Genomic DNA, 13,938 nt, shown 5'->3' with positions numbered 1-13,938 from the left:
AGAATCCTTCACAAGAAAATAATCAAAGTATTTTATCCAAAAAATCAACCAACCAAAAACAAAATAAAAAATGTCTTTAAAACTCAGAAATTGGGAATAAAAGATAACAAAAATTCCCTAACAATCCATGCAGCAGCTGATGCAGGGCCTCCTCCTATGCCAGATTCTATTTTGGTAAATCCTCCTACCGACTCGCAGAGATAATCTAATCCTGTGGTTGTAAACCGATACATATCCATTTTTGTACCTGGTGCTGGATGGTAGCCTTGGATAAATGGTACGCCAATAAAAACCATTCCCTCTTTTTTAATTACTCGGTATATTTCTTTAATAATATACCATGGCCTATGGGTATGCTCCAGTACTCCAAATGAAACTACTCCATCAAAAGAATTATCTTTGAATGGAAGAAAATGAGCATCTCCGATCACGTTAACATTGGTAAAGGTCTTAATATCAAAACAAACTGCTCTTTTGTGAAGTTTTTGGGTACCGGCGCCTAAGTCTAAAAGTCTTGTATCATCGCCATTTTTTAAAAAAAATCATTTTTTCTTTTTTCAGCATATGGTCATAATAGGAGGAAGGATATTCGATAATCTTTTCTAATAACCTTCTTATCATTTAAGCCTTGCGGGCATATACAGTTATATCATGCTTACCGATTATTCGGCCTTTTATCTGGCATAAGAAATCGTATATTGGAATCAAAATAGGCTTAAGGGGTCTGAGAATTTTAATGACAAAATCTTTTATCCTAATTGATGTTTCAACTGATTGCCTGTTGGGCATTTTAGAATTATTGTATTTCACCAGAGTGCCATAATCCATTGGTGCAAAAAGCGGTATCCTCATATCAAATTTCAGAACCTTAAACCCTGAGCTCTCAAGATACATCTTCATGGTTTTAGGTGAAAAATAATAAAGATGTCCCGGTGGGGTAAATTGGACCCATTTTTCTTTCTCCTTTTTTGCAATCCTGTTATCAATGTTTACCGTGTTAAGACATAATATGCCATTAGTTTTTGTCACCATGGCAATAGACTTGAGAAAGGACATAGGATCTTTTACATGTTCAATTGCATCAAAAGAGAATACTGCATCAAAAAAACTATCTTCGTAAGGAGCAGACTCTATCGTCCCATAATGAAAGTGAACTAAAGGATTTTTCTTATGGTATTTGTAAGCCTTTGCAGAAACATCCAACCCGTACATTTTCCACTTGCTATGGTCAGCCAACCTGAATAAAGGGCCGTCGCCACAACCAACATCAAGCAAATTTCCACCCTTAACAAACATTTCAACATGTTCCATGTATGTTCTATAGCCAGCGAGCCCAGCCTCGGTTCGAAACTCATAATAATTGGCATTTAAAGAAGAGGGGAATTGAGATAGCCATTCTCGCGAGTTTAGGATAAAGTCATTAAAATATTTCAAACTTTCACCAGTTGGCTGCGGGTTGATGTATTTCAGATGACAATTGTTACATTCCACTAAAAAGAACACATCTCCTTTATATTCCTTGCTGTATAGCTTTGTATAATTATTGTTGTTACATAAATTACAATTCGTTTCTGCATCAAATTCCATATGATCTCTTTCTCTTTGTGTAGGCAATACACAGGGAATTCTCACTTTTCACGAGACTCCGGCCCCTGAAATTTACTTTTTCGCTTTTAAGAACATATCCACGCCAGTAATCACATCCTAAACAGGGTTTTTTATCTTTTATATCATTTCTTATATGTTTACGGCGAAGCCTGTTATATTGTTCAGAGTGCCAAATATCATATAAAGATTGCGTTGTAACATCACCCATCGTCAATATTCCAAAGTCGTCCGGCGGACATGTAGTCACCTGCCCGTCACAATATACAACCATCAATTGCCATAGATAATAGCAAGGCTTCTTTTTTCCTTTATCCAGTTGAAACGCATCTCTTGCGGATATCTGTCTTCCAATTCCGCCTTCTCTGTCTTCAAATACCCTTTGAAAATAGACTTGGTCCACTTTGTCAATCCATGTATCAATAAAATCTTCATATTCACTCTGATTTTCTTCCTGTATAACCATTGATGTTTGAATTATCGGAAATTGAGCGTTCAACTTTTTCTTTTTATCAATCAAGTAGTTAATATTTTCCTGAACACGATTGAAATCTGAATTTATTCTTATTTTGTCGTAAGTCCCTTGAGTAACAGCATCTATGCTAAAGGTAATACGGTCGAGTTGCATCTCAATAAGTGCATCCGCAATCTCCTTATTCAGAAGGCAGCCATTTGATATTAAGCTTGCATTTAATCCCTTCCCCTTTGAGTATCTAACCATATCCAGAACTTTCTTATGCATCAATGGCTCTCCAAGAAATGTCAACAAGACTGATGGTTGGGGATTGAACTGACTGATTTCATCAATGCATTTTTTGAAGAGATCAAAGTTCATATCCCCGAGTTTACGATTTAAATGGCGTCGTGGGCACATGACACAATTTAGGTTACAATTGTTCGTTATCTCAATATAAACCTCAGAAGGATATTCAGGAGTAACATTAATTAATAATTTTTCACGAATTATTTGCATAGTGTCTTTTCTAAATTTATTTGCTTGATATGTAATATACTTTTTGAATTTTAAAACCATTACTTCCTCTTTTGTTTACTTTTTTCTTAAGACTGTAATCCTTTAAACTTCCTTAGCATATTTAATAATTTTCCTTGAAAGTTATAAGCAAAATATTCATGTTTTTCTGCCCCAAAATTCTCCTTAAACTTCTCCACCCCTTCAATTCCTGCACTTGGAAGGAAATCAAAATATCTATACCCTTTTTCACATGCATCCTTTATCGCTTCAATCATAAGAAGGTTATTTGGTCTGAGCCTCCCATATTCGTACAAAAAGGCTCCTCCCCAGTAAACAACTATCTCATTAAAATATCCAAGTATTATACCTGCTATATCCTTTTCATTATGCCTTGCAAGCCAGAGATTTATCCTGTTGCTTCCTAAATTATAGAGATTTTCATAAAGCTTAAGAGGTTGACATTCTTTCAAACCCCAACGCTTAGCAGAATCAGAATACATTTCATCGTATATTCTGAAGTCATTAATAGTTTCTCCTAACCTGATTGTCACTCCTTCCTTCCTTGCCTTCCTTGCCTGATCCTTATCTTCATACTCAAACCATATGTACTCAAAGCCCTGAATGAGATCTAAAATATGTGTTGAATACTTATCCGCGATGTATTCCGCTGGATACTTAACTCGCGAAAGTGGATGGGGACAAATAGTCACGCCCATTGTGAGGCCGTTTGTAAGGTATTTTATTATTTTTTCCACTTTTATCTCTGAAATTTCTTCATTTGAAAAAAAACCTCCATAATTATGAAACGGCACAGAGAGATGTTGAGAAAAAATACCATACACTTTATTAGTCCTCACAAGAGGGCATAGCACTTTCTGCCCATCCTCAAATACAAATAGTTTTGTAACGTTCTTATAGTCATAGGTTTTTTCAACAACCTCTGCCCACTCAGGCGTTGCAAAAAAAGTCGCATCAGGACACTTCTCCAATATCTCTAACCATTCTTCTTTAGATAGCATTTTTATTTTCATCTTTTAAATACAGCTAATATTTCTCGATAAATCGTAAAGTCTGCACGTTTAGGAATAAAAAGACTCGATATGTCTCTGCTTATATATTTCCAGTACAAGAGCAGTCCGATAAAACTTGACAGTGCATACGTCATGGTCGTTGCAATAGCTGCACCTTTTGCTCCAAATCCTGATATAAGTAAAAGATTTAGTATAAGACTTAAAACAGCCATACCTGTTGCAATAAATGTGAGCGGTAAAAACCATCCCTTACGTACCCAGAGGGTTGAAAGTATCTTAGGGATTACAAACATCACCACTCCTGGCAGAAGTAAAATTAGAGGGGTTACAGATGGAAGAAACGCTTCTCCGCCATAAATCAAAACTATGTATTTTGAAAAAGCCGCCATAATCAGAGCGGCTAAAGCTGTTATAAGAAGTATTTGTCTTGTTGCTACTTGAATAAGCTCAACTGCTTCTTCCATGGTAGCATGTGCCATTTTTGGATAAAGCCCTATTTCCAGAGATATGGAAAAGAAAAAAATGATATTTGCAAGGCTAAATGCAACAGAGTAATAACCAACTTCAGATGGTACCGCATAATAATTGAGTATAAAAAAACTGGCCTGATTAAATATAAAAGTAGCTATTGCGCCTAAGTGAATCTTTGCTCCGTCTTTTATAAGGACACCAGCAAGTTTTTTATTAAAAGAAATTCCTCCTGCTCTTTTAATTGCCTTACAGAGAGAAAATACCCCCCCTAACACGATTCCACTTATTCCGGCAATTACTGCCTCCAATGCTGTAAATCTCCACAAAAAAATAAATATTAATATAAAAAAAAGATTCGAGAATGATGAAAGCTGATTAGATATGTTATATCCTTTAATGTCCATACTTCCTTGAAGTATCGAAGAAAAGTAATAAAGCATTAGATAAAAAGGGACTGAAATACCTGTAATTGTTAGATACTTTATCTCTATTCCCTTGTAAAGAGTTTCTCTGAAAAGGCCAACAGTAACAAAGAAAACAGACATAGATAAAACACTCATCGCGATTAAAATAATCAGTGCACTGCCAGAGAAGGTCTTTACACCATATTCCATTTTGCCCATGTGGTGCATTATGCTCAGTCCAAAAGTGAGATTGAATATAGTAAAAAAAAACGATGGATAAAGAAGTGCTATAGCGACTATTCCTTTATTAGAAGGTCCTAATGCTCTTGCTATAATTATCCCTGCAACAGTTGCGCATATAAAGCCTGAAATCTGAAATACAAGTGTATAGAAACTCTCTTTTGCGAGGTTCATTTTATAGATTTACAATGATAGCACTTACTGCCTCTATCACATCCTCCACATCCTCATCTGTCAGCTTTGCTGAAATAGGGAGAGAGACTGTCCTGTCTGAAATCCATTCTGCATTTGGAAAATCACCTCTTTTATAACCGTAAGTATTTTGATAATAAGGATGCAAGTGCAAAGCAATATAGTGCACGCCAATCCCAATATTTTGTTTTGTCATTTCATCTAAAAATTTATCTCTGGTAATTTTTAAGTTGTCTATATCAAGCAGTAGAGTATATAAATGATAAGCGTGACGAGTATTTGGTTCTACTGGTGCAGGGGTAAAAACTGGTAAATCCTTAAAGGCTTCATTGTATCTGTTCCATATTTTCTGCCTCCGTTTCCAATATTTCTCTATCCTGGGCAATTGGTGAATTCCAATCGCTGCCTGAATATCCATCATGTTATATTTAAATCCTGAATAAACCACTTGATAATGTTTGTATCCCTCATCACTGAATCTCCTCCATGCGTCTTTACTCATTCCGTGAAGCGCCAATATCTTAATTTTATTAGCGTAATCTTCATTATCTGTAATAACCATTCCCCCTTCCCCAGTCACAATATTTTTTGTGACATAAAAGCTAAAACAACCCAATTCTCCAAAAGTACCTGTCGTTTTACCTTTATACTCTGATTCTATAGCATGTGCGCAATCTTCTATTACTCTCATATTATGCCTTTTAGCAATATTCATTATGGCATCCATATTACCTGCCCGACCTGCAAAATGAACTGGAATTATAGCCTTTGTTTTTGAAGTAATCTTTCGCTCGATATCTTCTGGATCAATGTTCATCGTATCTTTTTCGCAGTCAGCAAAAATAGGAATTCCGCCTGTATGTATAACTGCGTTGGCTGTTGCTGCAAATGTCATTGCTGGAACAATAACTTCATCCCCGGGTTTTATTCCTATGACGAGCATAGAAAGGTGTAATGCAGATGTACAAGAGTTTAATGCTATGGCAAATCTCCTCCCCTTATACTCCTTGAACATTCCTTCAAACTTGTGAACTTTCGGTCCTGTACCGATCCAACCAGACTTCAAAGAGGCAACCACCTCGTCTATTTCTGGCTGTTCTATCATTGGACTTCCAAATACTAAAAACTTTTTTCTCATTGATTTCCCTTTAAAAAGTCCTTATTCTAAAATTCTTCATTGACATCTTTATCTTTGCAGGCTACCGCCATTCAGGGGGACATTCCCTTCCGTCAGAAAAAAATACATACTGATTGTTCATCGGCTACACACAACTGATGCCGTCTTTAAGCCATGACAAGAAACGTCTTATCTACAACAGCCCTTGCCTGATACTCAACTGCGCTCAGCAACAAAACCACACGCTCTTGTCCGTTCAACTCTTTTTCAAATATCCCTCTCAGCCCTGACAGAGGCCCGTCGTTTATGGACACACTGTCGCCGTATTTGAGTTGTGGGGGTTTTATGGTAACAATCCCGTCTTCCTCTTGATCCCTTATTACGTCAACAATCTCATCTGAAACAGGCCATGGCAAATCTCCACCGACAACCCTCTTGACTCCCCGCGTATACTTAATCATGTGTGAAGTAGTTTCGGGTTCAAATTTTACAAATATATAACAGGGGAAAAGCGGGCTGATTTTATTTCTATAAGCGCCTTGCACGTATTTTTTCTGTTTTAATCTTGGATTAAAGACCTCAATGCCTGCATTCTCAAGAGAACCTGCCACAACATCCTCTCTCTTTGGCTTTGTATATACAGCATACCACTGCATTTTATTTTCTCCCGGATTCATTATTCAAGGCATTAGGGCTTTTATACGTCAGCGTGAATATGCACTTCACTTTTTCCGGATAGATACCTTCTTCTATAAGCTTCCTATAAACCTCATCTCTCTTCATAAATGAACTCACAATCACAAAATCAGCATCGATCTCCTTTATCTTTTCAAGCGGCATTATTTTGTATTTGAAGAAATCTTTGCCCGCGCGCTCTATGTCAACAATCCCTGCAAACCTTATATCAAACTCCTGCAAGGAAAGATATGCTATCTCTGCAGACTCGTCTGCGCCTGCAAAAACAACGCTCTTCACGCCCTCTTTATACAGGTTGCTGAATAACTCCTTAAAATCTCTTCTGGCTTCCCTGTAGAGATTTGTGAAGTTCTGTAAATGGTGATATGTTAACCGCGTTTTTTCTGCAAAACCTTTCGATGTGAGATAGTAAGCATATCTTTTTGAAGGTATCGTCTTTATGGTTATATAGCCCTTTGAAACAAGATTTTTTATATATGAATTTACAAGACCGAGGGCTACGTTGAGTTTCTTGCTAAGGTCACGCTGCGACATGGGCTCCCATTTTGAGATTTCATCAAGGAGCAGGAGTGACTTATAAGTATCAGGAGTTTCGCTATTCCTGCCGTTCAAATCCTGAACGTTCATAATCTGAACTTATCACACAGACATCTGTTCTGTCAATAAGAAAATGCAGTTGAAAGGGGTATAGGAGACTGAAAAGTCTTTTGCAGTTCTAATCGGCTAATCGGACAACACCTTTGACATGCCATAATCAATTCTTAACGCGCATAATTCGGGCAGTTGCCTTATTTAAAAACATTTAATCCTCTTGCCTCTTGCCTGTCTTACTTCTCAAATACCACATGAAGAGCTTAAATCCTGCCATTGCCTTTCTGATGAAATCTTTCAAACTTGTTGCTTCTTTAATTCTCTCCATTATATACCATGGACTCATGTAAAACCTTCTGTGCGCCTCCCTCAGGATGCGGACTAATTTTTCCTCATCCCAGTTTTCATTTATTATAGCCGGCCTGTTAACGTCCTTGTCCATAGGGTTTTTTGCCTCAACTTCTTTATACCACCCCATTCTAACAGCATCATCATAGAGTTTTGTGCCCAGCACAGGTGACAGAACACTGAACTGCGCATACGCAGGTTTTATTTCCTTTGCAAAGCCTATTGTCCTCAGCTCATCGTCATACGTCTCAACGGGAATCCCTAAAACAAAATATGCCATAGGCCTTATGCCAGCCCTTTTTGTCAACTCAAATGCATTTCTTATCTGTTCAACTGTTGTGCCCTTATTCAGGTAATCAAGCCCTTTCTGATTCCCGCTCTCAACCCCATAGGCTATCATCGAACAGCCTGCTTTCTTCATCCATGCGAGAGCCTCTTTATCTGCCAGATTTACCCTGCCCTCGCACTTCCATTCAATCTTAAGTTCCCTGTCAATAATTCCCCGGCATATTTCCAGAACTCTTTTCTTATCAAGAGTGAATAAATCGTCATAAAAGATTATTGAGTCAATTCCGTAATCTCTTCTCACAAGTTCTATTTCGTCAAGGACATTTGCCGCGCTCCTCGCCCTCCACTTAGAGCCGAAAACAGCCTTATCACAGAACACACAATGGTACGGGCATCCTCTTGATGTAAACATTGTTGTAACTTTTCCTGATGACAATATATATCTGTATCTCTCATTCGGCAGCAAATGCCTTGCAGGAAAAGGCAGGCTGTCAAGCTCGCCTATTAAGGGAGAAGGCGGATTGCTGAAGTCTCTGGTAATAACCCCGGGGACATTGCTTATATCCTTATTGCGTTCCAACGCTTCTACCAGAAGCGGGAAACTGATTTCACCTTCGCCTTGTACCGCGTAATCTAAATCAGGACATTGCTCAAATACCTTAGCGCCAGCAACAGATACGTGAGGGCCGCCTATTATTACGTAACGCGCATATCTTCTTGCTATTTTTGCAACCCTGTATGCACTATCTATTACAGGCGTCATGCCTGTAATAGCAACAGCATCTGGAGAGAGTAACTTTACTCTTTCTTCAAGAGAATTAAAATCAAGCATCTCGGCAAAGGCATCCAGAACACAAACCTTGTGTCCCTTTCTTTCCAGCACAGCCGCGAGATACGCTATGCCCAGTGGAGGAACAACAATATCTTCCCTGGCAATATGTCTGGCTGGAGGCTGTATAAGAAGAACCTTCATAAATATACCATCATTCCTTTAACGCAATCTCCGCAGCGCTTATCCTGAACTTTTTTAGCCATAAAGCAAATTCTTTGGCGCCGGCATGTTTAATCCTGTTCATTCTCAGTCTTTTCCTTATCATCCCAGGCAATCCCAGCACTGCATCAAAATACGCTTTTATAAAAACACCGGCAAGCATTAAAAATGAATACTCCTCGGTAAACCTTCCTGCTGCTCCCTTTCCGGTCAGTGCGCCATAGAGCTGCAGTATCAATCTTAATACCGTATAAAAAGGACTAAGCAGTATATATCTCAACGGGAAATATTTTATTAAGACCCACAATCTGTTTCTTTCTACGAGATATGCCTTCAATGGTGAATATTTTCCGCTTGCAGCAGATGAATGGTGGCAGACGACGGACTTCGGCACATAAATGCACTTCCAGCCTGCAATCCTTGCTTTCATCCCTAAATCAGTATCGTCTCCATATGCAAAAAAATCAGGGTCAAAAAAACCGATAATATCCAGCATCTCTTTGCGATATATGGCCGCGCAGCCACTCGGGAAAAAAACTTCCTCTTCCTTATCATATTGTCCTTTATCCTTTTCTCCCTTGCCGCGCCCCCTGTTCAGGCCATCAGGATATATAAGATGGCCGGCTGTATCTATAATCTCACGGTCATCATAAAAAAGTATCTTGCTGGCCCACATGCCGAAGGTCCCATCGCACCTGCTAACCGCAGACATAAATTCCTCTATCCATCTCCTGTCCGCAACAGCATCATTGTTAAGAAGTGCAATAAACTCTCCTTTCGCATAATCTAATGCCAAATTATTCCCTCCGGCAAAACCAAGGTTGGTATTACTTTCAATGAGCTTAATCTTCGATGAATATTTTTCTTTTAATATTTCCAGAGAACTGTCGTTGGATGCATTGTCAACAACGATAATCTCCAGAGGCTCATAGGTCTGAGCAAGAACAGAATCGAGGCATTCTTCTATGTAATCTTTTCCATTATAATTAAGAATTATTACTGAGATTAATGAATCCATGACCATGTATTCTTGAAATCTCCATCTAAAAAACAGGGAATTTTTAAACGGGCTTAAGGATTAGAAGTTCCTGTTGTTATTACAGTCTATAGCAAACACATCACCTGCTACCCTTGTGCCATCAACGCCTGTGGCAACGGCAACAAAGCAAGGGGTTAGAGCAGCCGTAACCCCAGTATACGGGACAGCCACAGGAGGGACAAGCGCTACATTTTGTATTATTCTATAGCTAAAATTTGTCCCTGTTCCAGGACGAAAACCTCGCAGCTCATCAATATCTGCATCATTTGCTGTATCCTGAATTAAAGCAAGGTTAGCATCTCGAATAGCAGCAGTGCTTCCAGGACCTCCGAGATTCGCTGTGTATACCCCATTCTCAGCATAAAACTGCTCTTCAAGCAGTCTCAACGTCTCAAGGTTTGTATATGCCTCTGTCCTTGCGGCCCTTAGCTGCTGGCCGGTATAGGTTGGGATTGCTATCATTGCAAGGATGCCAATAATAGCTACCACAATCAAAAGCTCAATAAGAGTAAAACCTTTATTTTTCATGCTAACCTCCTGCTAACTTTATTTTGATTATAGACAAATTAATTGTTTTTTGCATCTTTACCTTAAGTTTTTTCGATTTTCTTTGCATATGCAATTGAAAGATTGGCACGAATATATGGCTCCTCTCTGATTTTTAACGCCTTCTCCAGCGTTTCAATTGCAAGGTCAAATCTGCCGGTCTTAATATACTGAACCCCAAGGTTATTATAAGGAGCAACCGCCGTAGGGTAAACCTTTATTGCTTCTTTAAATGCATCAATTGCATTTTCGGCCTGTCCCATTGCACTGTATGTCCTTCCAAGTTTATTGAGAACATCTAAGTGCAGTTGTTGGTTTAATTTTAAGGTTAATGCCTTTTTTAGATAAACAACTGCATCTTCATAATTCCCAAGCCTGTATTGAACATCGCCGAGATTAAAAAAAACAGATGTATAGTTCTTGTCTGCCTTCAGTGATTTTTCAAATTGCTCAATTGCCTTATCAAATTCCCCCTTGTTTTTTAATTCTACCCCAAGATTATTGTACGCCCTTGCGTTATTTGGCGCCTTTGCAATAACATCCTCCCATAGTGTTTGAGGGTCTTTCCAGACTGTATTTCTGTTATAAGCGCCTACGGATAATGCCAGCACAATGACAGCCATTAAAGCAGTTTTGAGACGCATATTAGAAAAAAGATAATCCACAGACAGCACAGCAGCAATAAAAAACCCTATAGAAGGAAGATATAAACGGTGCTCAACTATAACATCTCTTATCGGGATAATGGATGACTCAACAGATAGGGTTATGAAAAACCAGAAGATGCCGAAAGCAATTAGTCGGAAGTTCGGAGTAAGGAGTTCGGAGTTAAGAGCCTGTGAACTGTGAACTGTGAGCCGTGAACGATGAAAGAGATAAACCCCAATGCCAAAAATGGATAAAAGAAGCAGGAAGGATAGAAATACATTCGGTTCAAAGAAGGAATTGTAGATTGGGTAATCATAATCAAAGTTCTGGGTTATAGGTAAAACCAATAGCCTAAGATATGTCACGATAATCCTGAACTGAGTCAGGAGATAGTCTGTTCTGGTAATATTGACTGTTTCTCTTGACTGGATGTTTATATCCTGCGTAATGGTTTCCACCGGAGCTGTGAAATTCAGCATACTAAGGGGAATTATCAGAAGTGTAAACAAGATTGGCAAAAGGTAAAGAAATCTTCTTAAGTTGGAAGTCGCATATTGCGAAGCTGAGGTTTTATTGAAAAATGAGAATTCATAAAGGACTATTACAACAGGCAAAGTGAACGCTGTCTCCTTTGATTTCATTGCAAGAATGGCGGAAATGAGACTGGCGCAGTAGAGCAGTAGCGCAGTAGTTGTTTTACTTCTGCTCTGTTGCTCTGCTGCTCTACTGGTCTGCTGCTCTGCACTCAGCCTCCACTTGATATATATGACCAGCGAAAGCAGATAAAACATTGCTGCCATTGAGGCAGCTCTCTGAGCTATATATGTCACTGCCTGTGTCTGTATCGGATGGGCAATGAAAATAAAGGCCGACGCAAAGGCAACTAAATTAATCCCCCCTCGCCCCCCTTTACTAAAGGGGGGATGGGGGGATTTTTCAAAGGTTTGTATAATTTCTGAAAAGTAAGGCGTTTTATCTGAAAAGTAAGGCGTTTTAAAAGTAAGGACAACAAGATAATAAACCAATAGCGCATTTAAAATATGGATAGAATTATTTATAAGGTGATAGCTGAAAGGATTCAAGCCCCCGGCCGCATAATTAACAGCAAAACTAAGCGACGTAAGATACCTGTTACTTGATATTTTTTTAAATGATTCTGCAATGCTCCTTATTGAATCATTCTCTTTGATAGAGCTATGGTCATCAAAAACAAAAGGAGCATGGAGGATGTTTGAGTAAAGAACTGCTCCGAGTAAAATGATTCCTATCAGCCCTAAAAGAATAAGCTTCTTACTTTTTTTCTCTGAAAATAGAACCGTCCCCATTTCTTCACATTTCTTCACATTTCTTCACTTTCTTCATTTCTTATCTTTTCTTATACACTTGTCATTGCGAGAGACCGAAAGGAGCGTGGCAATCTCGCCTTTCAATAAAAGATTGCTTCGTCACGTTGCTCCTCGCAATGACACATTATTTAATGCGTTTGTATTAATCAGCGCTTATAACCTTTTCGTAAACAACACTACCCCCGCCAACCGTACCGGCTGCTGAGTCCATTAAATTCCTTGCAACAACAAATAACCGCTGAATCGTTGAATTAGCCGCAGGGGTATAGCAAACAGTTATCTGACCTGCTCTTGCAGCAGATTGACATGCTGTCATATCAGCCCTGCTGTCGCCGTCAAACCAGAGCGGCGTTCCACCTGCCCAGGGAGACACCTGATTTTTAATATTATTTTGCAGAGATATCCAATAATCTTGTATAAAACCATTGGCTGTAGTGCCAAAGGTATTATTATTAGCATCAGCGCTGCTTATTACACCATCGCCGTTCGTATCTATTTCATTAAAAGCACCCTGCACGCTTCCCGCCTTTTTGGCAGAGTTTATCCATGCCTGAAGTTCCGGGACAGACGCCTCGGCAACACGAATAGCAGCGCCTTTTCTTCCCCTTTCCTGCATACCAATGTAACCCGGAATCGCTATTGCGGCAAGAATACCGATAATTGCCACGACTATTAAGAGTTCAATTAATGTAAAACCAATATTTTTTTTAAGCATTATCAAATAGATCCTTGCGATAAAAAAGGGAGATGTCATAAATGACATCTCCCTTTTCAGCCTTCACAAAACTAATCCGAACTTATTGTTTTTCTGTAGATAGGCACACCACTTACAGTACCAAGTGTGCCATCTGTCATGTCCCTTACTACCACGAACAGGGTTCTAATTGTTCCATTAGCCGCAGGGGTATAGCAAATATTTATCTGACCTGCTAGTGCAGCATCTACACAGCCTTGTTCTGTTGCCGTATTTGCAACAACCGTATGCCAAAGTCCTGTTGAGCCTGACCATGGCGACTTCTGATTTTTTGCAGGCGCCGCAGCATTCTGTAAAGAAGTCCAATCAGCTTGGGTAGCGGTAATTGCAGTTCCATCAACTTGTAGAAAAAGGTTCGTGTTTAGATTATCATTCGATACATCGGAACTGCTGCTTATTGTGCCATCGCCGTTTGTGTCTATCTCAAAAAAGCCGCCCTGGGGACCGCCTCCCTTTTTAGCAGAGTTCATCCAGGCCTGAAGCTCCGGCACAGACGCCTCTGCAACACGAATAACCGCGCCTTTTCTTCCCCTTTCCTGCATACCAATGTAACCGGGGATTGCGACTGCGGCAAGGATACCGATGATTGCCACAACAATCAGAAGCTCAATAAGGGTAAAACCCTTCTGCTCCTTTATATTGTTTATTGCTTTATACA

Annotated in this window: 11 protein-coding genes and 3 pseudogenes; all 14 read right to left on the bottom strand. The window is 39.2% G+C overall.

Going from position 1 to position 13,938, the window contains the following annotated elements; all coding sequences use genetic code 11:
• Window positions 1-83: 83 nt before the first annotated feature.
• Window positions 84-455, bottom strand: a complete 372-nt coding sequence (locus tag HY035_10370) for a class I SAM-dependent methyltransferase (GenBank protein MBI3378781.1) — start codon at window positions 453-455, stop codon at window positions 84-86.
• A gap of 166 nt (window positions 456-621) precedes the next feature.
• Complete coding sequence (locus HY035_10365) at window positions 622-1,587, bottom strand: class I SAM-dependent methyltransferase (protein ID MBI3378780.1); 966 nt, start codon at window positions 1,585-1,587, stop codon at window positions 622-624.
• The gene (locus HY035_10360; GenBank protein MBI3378779.1) at window positions 1,577-2,638 is read right to left on the bottom strand and encodes a radical SAM protein; all 1,062 of its coding nucleotides are present in this window, start codon (window positions 2,636-2,638) and stop codon (window positions 1,577-1,579) included. The genes HY035_10365 and HY035_10360 overlap by 11 nt, the downstream gene beginning before the upstream one ends.
• A 26-nt stretch (window positions 2,639-2,664) precedes the next feature.
• Window positions 2,665-3,609, bottom strand: coding sequence for a GNAT family N-acetyltransferase (locus HY035_10355; protein MBI3378778.1), 945 nt, complete (start codon window positions 3,607-3,609; stop codon window positions 2,665-2,667).
• Window positions 3,606-4,898, bottom strand: a complete 1,293-nt coding sequence (locus HY035_10350; GenBank protein MBI3378777.1) for an oligosaccharide flippase family protein — start codon at window positions 4,896-4,898, stop codon at window positions 3,606-3,608. Before HY035_10350 ends, HY035_10355 begins: the two co-directional genes overlap by 4 nt.
• Window position 4,899: 1 nt before the next feature.
• Window positions 4,900-6,054 (bottom strand): DegT/DnrJ/EryC1/StrS family aminotransferase, encoded by a 1,155-nt coding sequence (locus HY035_10345; protein ID MBI3378776.1) that lies wholly within the window; start codon window positions 6,052-6,054, stop codon window positions 4,900-4,902.
• A 146-nt stretch (window positions 6,055-6,200) separates the two neighbouring features.
• Window positions 6,201-6,689, bottom strand: coding sequence for a hypothetical protein (locus HY035_10340; protein ID MBI3378775.1), 489 nt, complete (start codon window positions 6,687-6,689; stop codon window positions 6,201-6,203).
• A 1-nt stretch (window position 6,690) separates the two neighbouring features.
• Window positions 6,691-7,356: a winged helix-turn-helix transcriptional regulator gene (locus tag HY035_10335; protein ID MBI3378774.1), complete on the bottom strand. Its 666-nt coding sequence runs from the start codon at window positions 7,354-7,356 to the stop codon at window positions 6,691-6,693.
• A 175-nt stretch (window positions 7,357-7,531) separates the two neighbouring features.
• Entirely contained in the window at window positions 7,532-8,929 is a 1,398-nt protein-coding gene (locus HY035_10330) for a cobalamin B12-binding domain-containing protein (protein MBI3378773.1), read from the bottom strand.
• Between the two features lie 10 nt (window positions 8,930-8,939).
• On the bottom strand, window positions 8,940-9,965 hold the full coding sequence (locus tag HY035_10325; protein ID MBI3378772.1) for a glycosyltransferase family 2 protein: 1,026 nt from the start codon (window positions 9,963-9,965) through the stop codon (window positions 8,940-8,942).
• Window positions 9,966-10,427: 462 nt separating this feature from the next.
• A pseudogene (locus HY035_10320) lies at window positions 10,428-10,514 on the bottom strand (prepilin-type N-terminal cleavage/methylation domain-containing protein).
• Between the two features lie 62 nt (window positions 10,515-10,576).
• Window positions 10,577-12,523: a tetratricopeptide repeat protein gene (locus tag HY035_10315; protein ID MBI3378771.1), complete on the bottom strand. Its 1,947-nt coding sequence runs from the start codon at window positions 12,521-12,523 to the stop codon at window positions 10,577-10,579.
• A gap of 625 nt (window positions 12,524-13,148) precedes the next feature.
• A pseudogene (locus HY035_10310) lies at window positions 13,149-13,241 on the bottom strand (prepilin-type N-terminal cleavage/methylation domain-containing protein).
• Between the two features lie 587 nt (window positions 13,242-13,828).
• Window positions 13,829-13,918: pseudogene (locus HY035_10305) on the bottom strand (prepilin-type N-terminal cleavage/methylation domain-containing protein).
• Window positions 13,919-13,938 lie beyond the last annotated feature (20 nt).

Source organism: Nitrospirota bacterium (assembly GCA_016195565.1).
Lineage (GTDB): Bacteria > Nitrospirota > Thermodesulfovibrionia > Thermodesulfovibrionales > UBA1546 > UBA1546.
The sequence above is the reverse complement of the archived record's forward strand: the minus strand, read 5'-3'. Positions and strand labels throughout refer to the sequence as shown.

Excerpts from the sequence above, each read along its gene's own strand:
- HY035_10360 (MBI3378779.1), bottom strand. The coding sequence starts at position 2,638 with ATGGTTTTAAAATTCAAAAAGTATATTACATATCAAGCAAATAAATTT.
- HY035_10365 (MBI3378780.1), bottom strand. The coding sequence starts at position 1,587 with ATGGAATTTGATGCAGAAACGAATTGTAATTTATGTAACAACAATAAT.
- HY035_10340 (MBI3378775.1), bottom strand. The coding sequence starts at position 6,689 with ATGCAGTGGTATGCTGTATATACAAAGCCAAAGAGAGAGGATGTTGTG.
- HY035_10345 (MBI3378776.1), bottom strand. The coding sequence starts at position 6,054 with ATGAGAAAAAAGTTTTTAGTATTTGGAAGTCCAATGATAGAACAGCCA.
- HY035_10335 (MBI3378774.1), bottom strand. The coding sequence starts at position 7,356 with ATGAACGTTCAGGATTTGAACGGCAGGAATAGCGAAACTCCTGATACT.
- HY035_10355 (MBI3378778.1), bottom strand. The coding sequence starts at position 3,609 with ATGAAAATAAAAATGCTATCTAAAGAAGAATGGTTAGAGATATTGGAG.
- HY035_10330 (MBI3378773.1), bottom strand. The coding sequence starts at position 8,929 with ATGAAGGTTCTTCTTATACAGCCTCCAGCCAGACATATTGCCAGGGAA.
- HY035_10350 (MBI3378777.1), bottom strand. The coding sequence starts at position 4,898 with ATGAACCTCGCAAAAGAGAGTTTCTATACACTTGTATTTCAGATTTCA.
- HY035_10325 (MBI3378772.1), bottom strand. The coding sequence starts at position 9,965 with ATGGATTCATTAATCTCAGTAATAATTCTTAATTATAATGGAAAAGAT.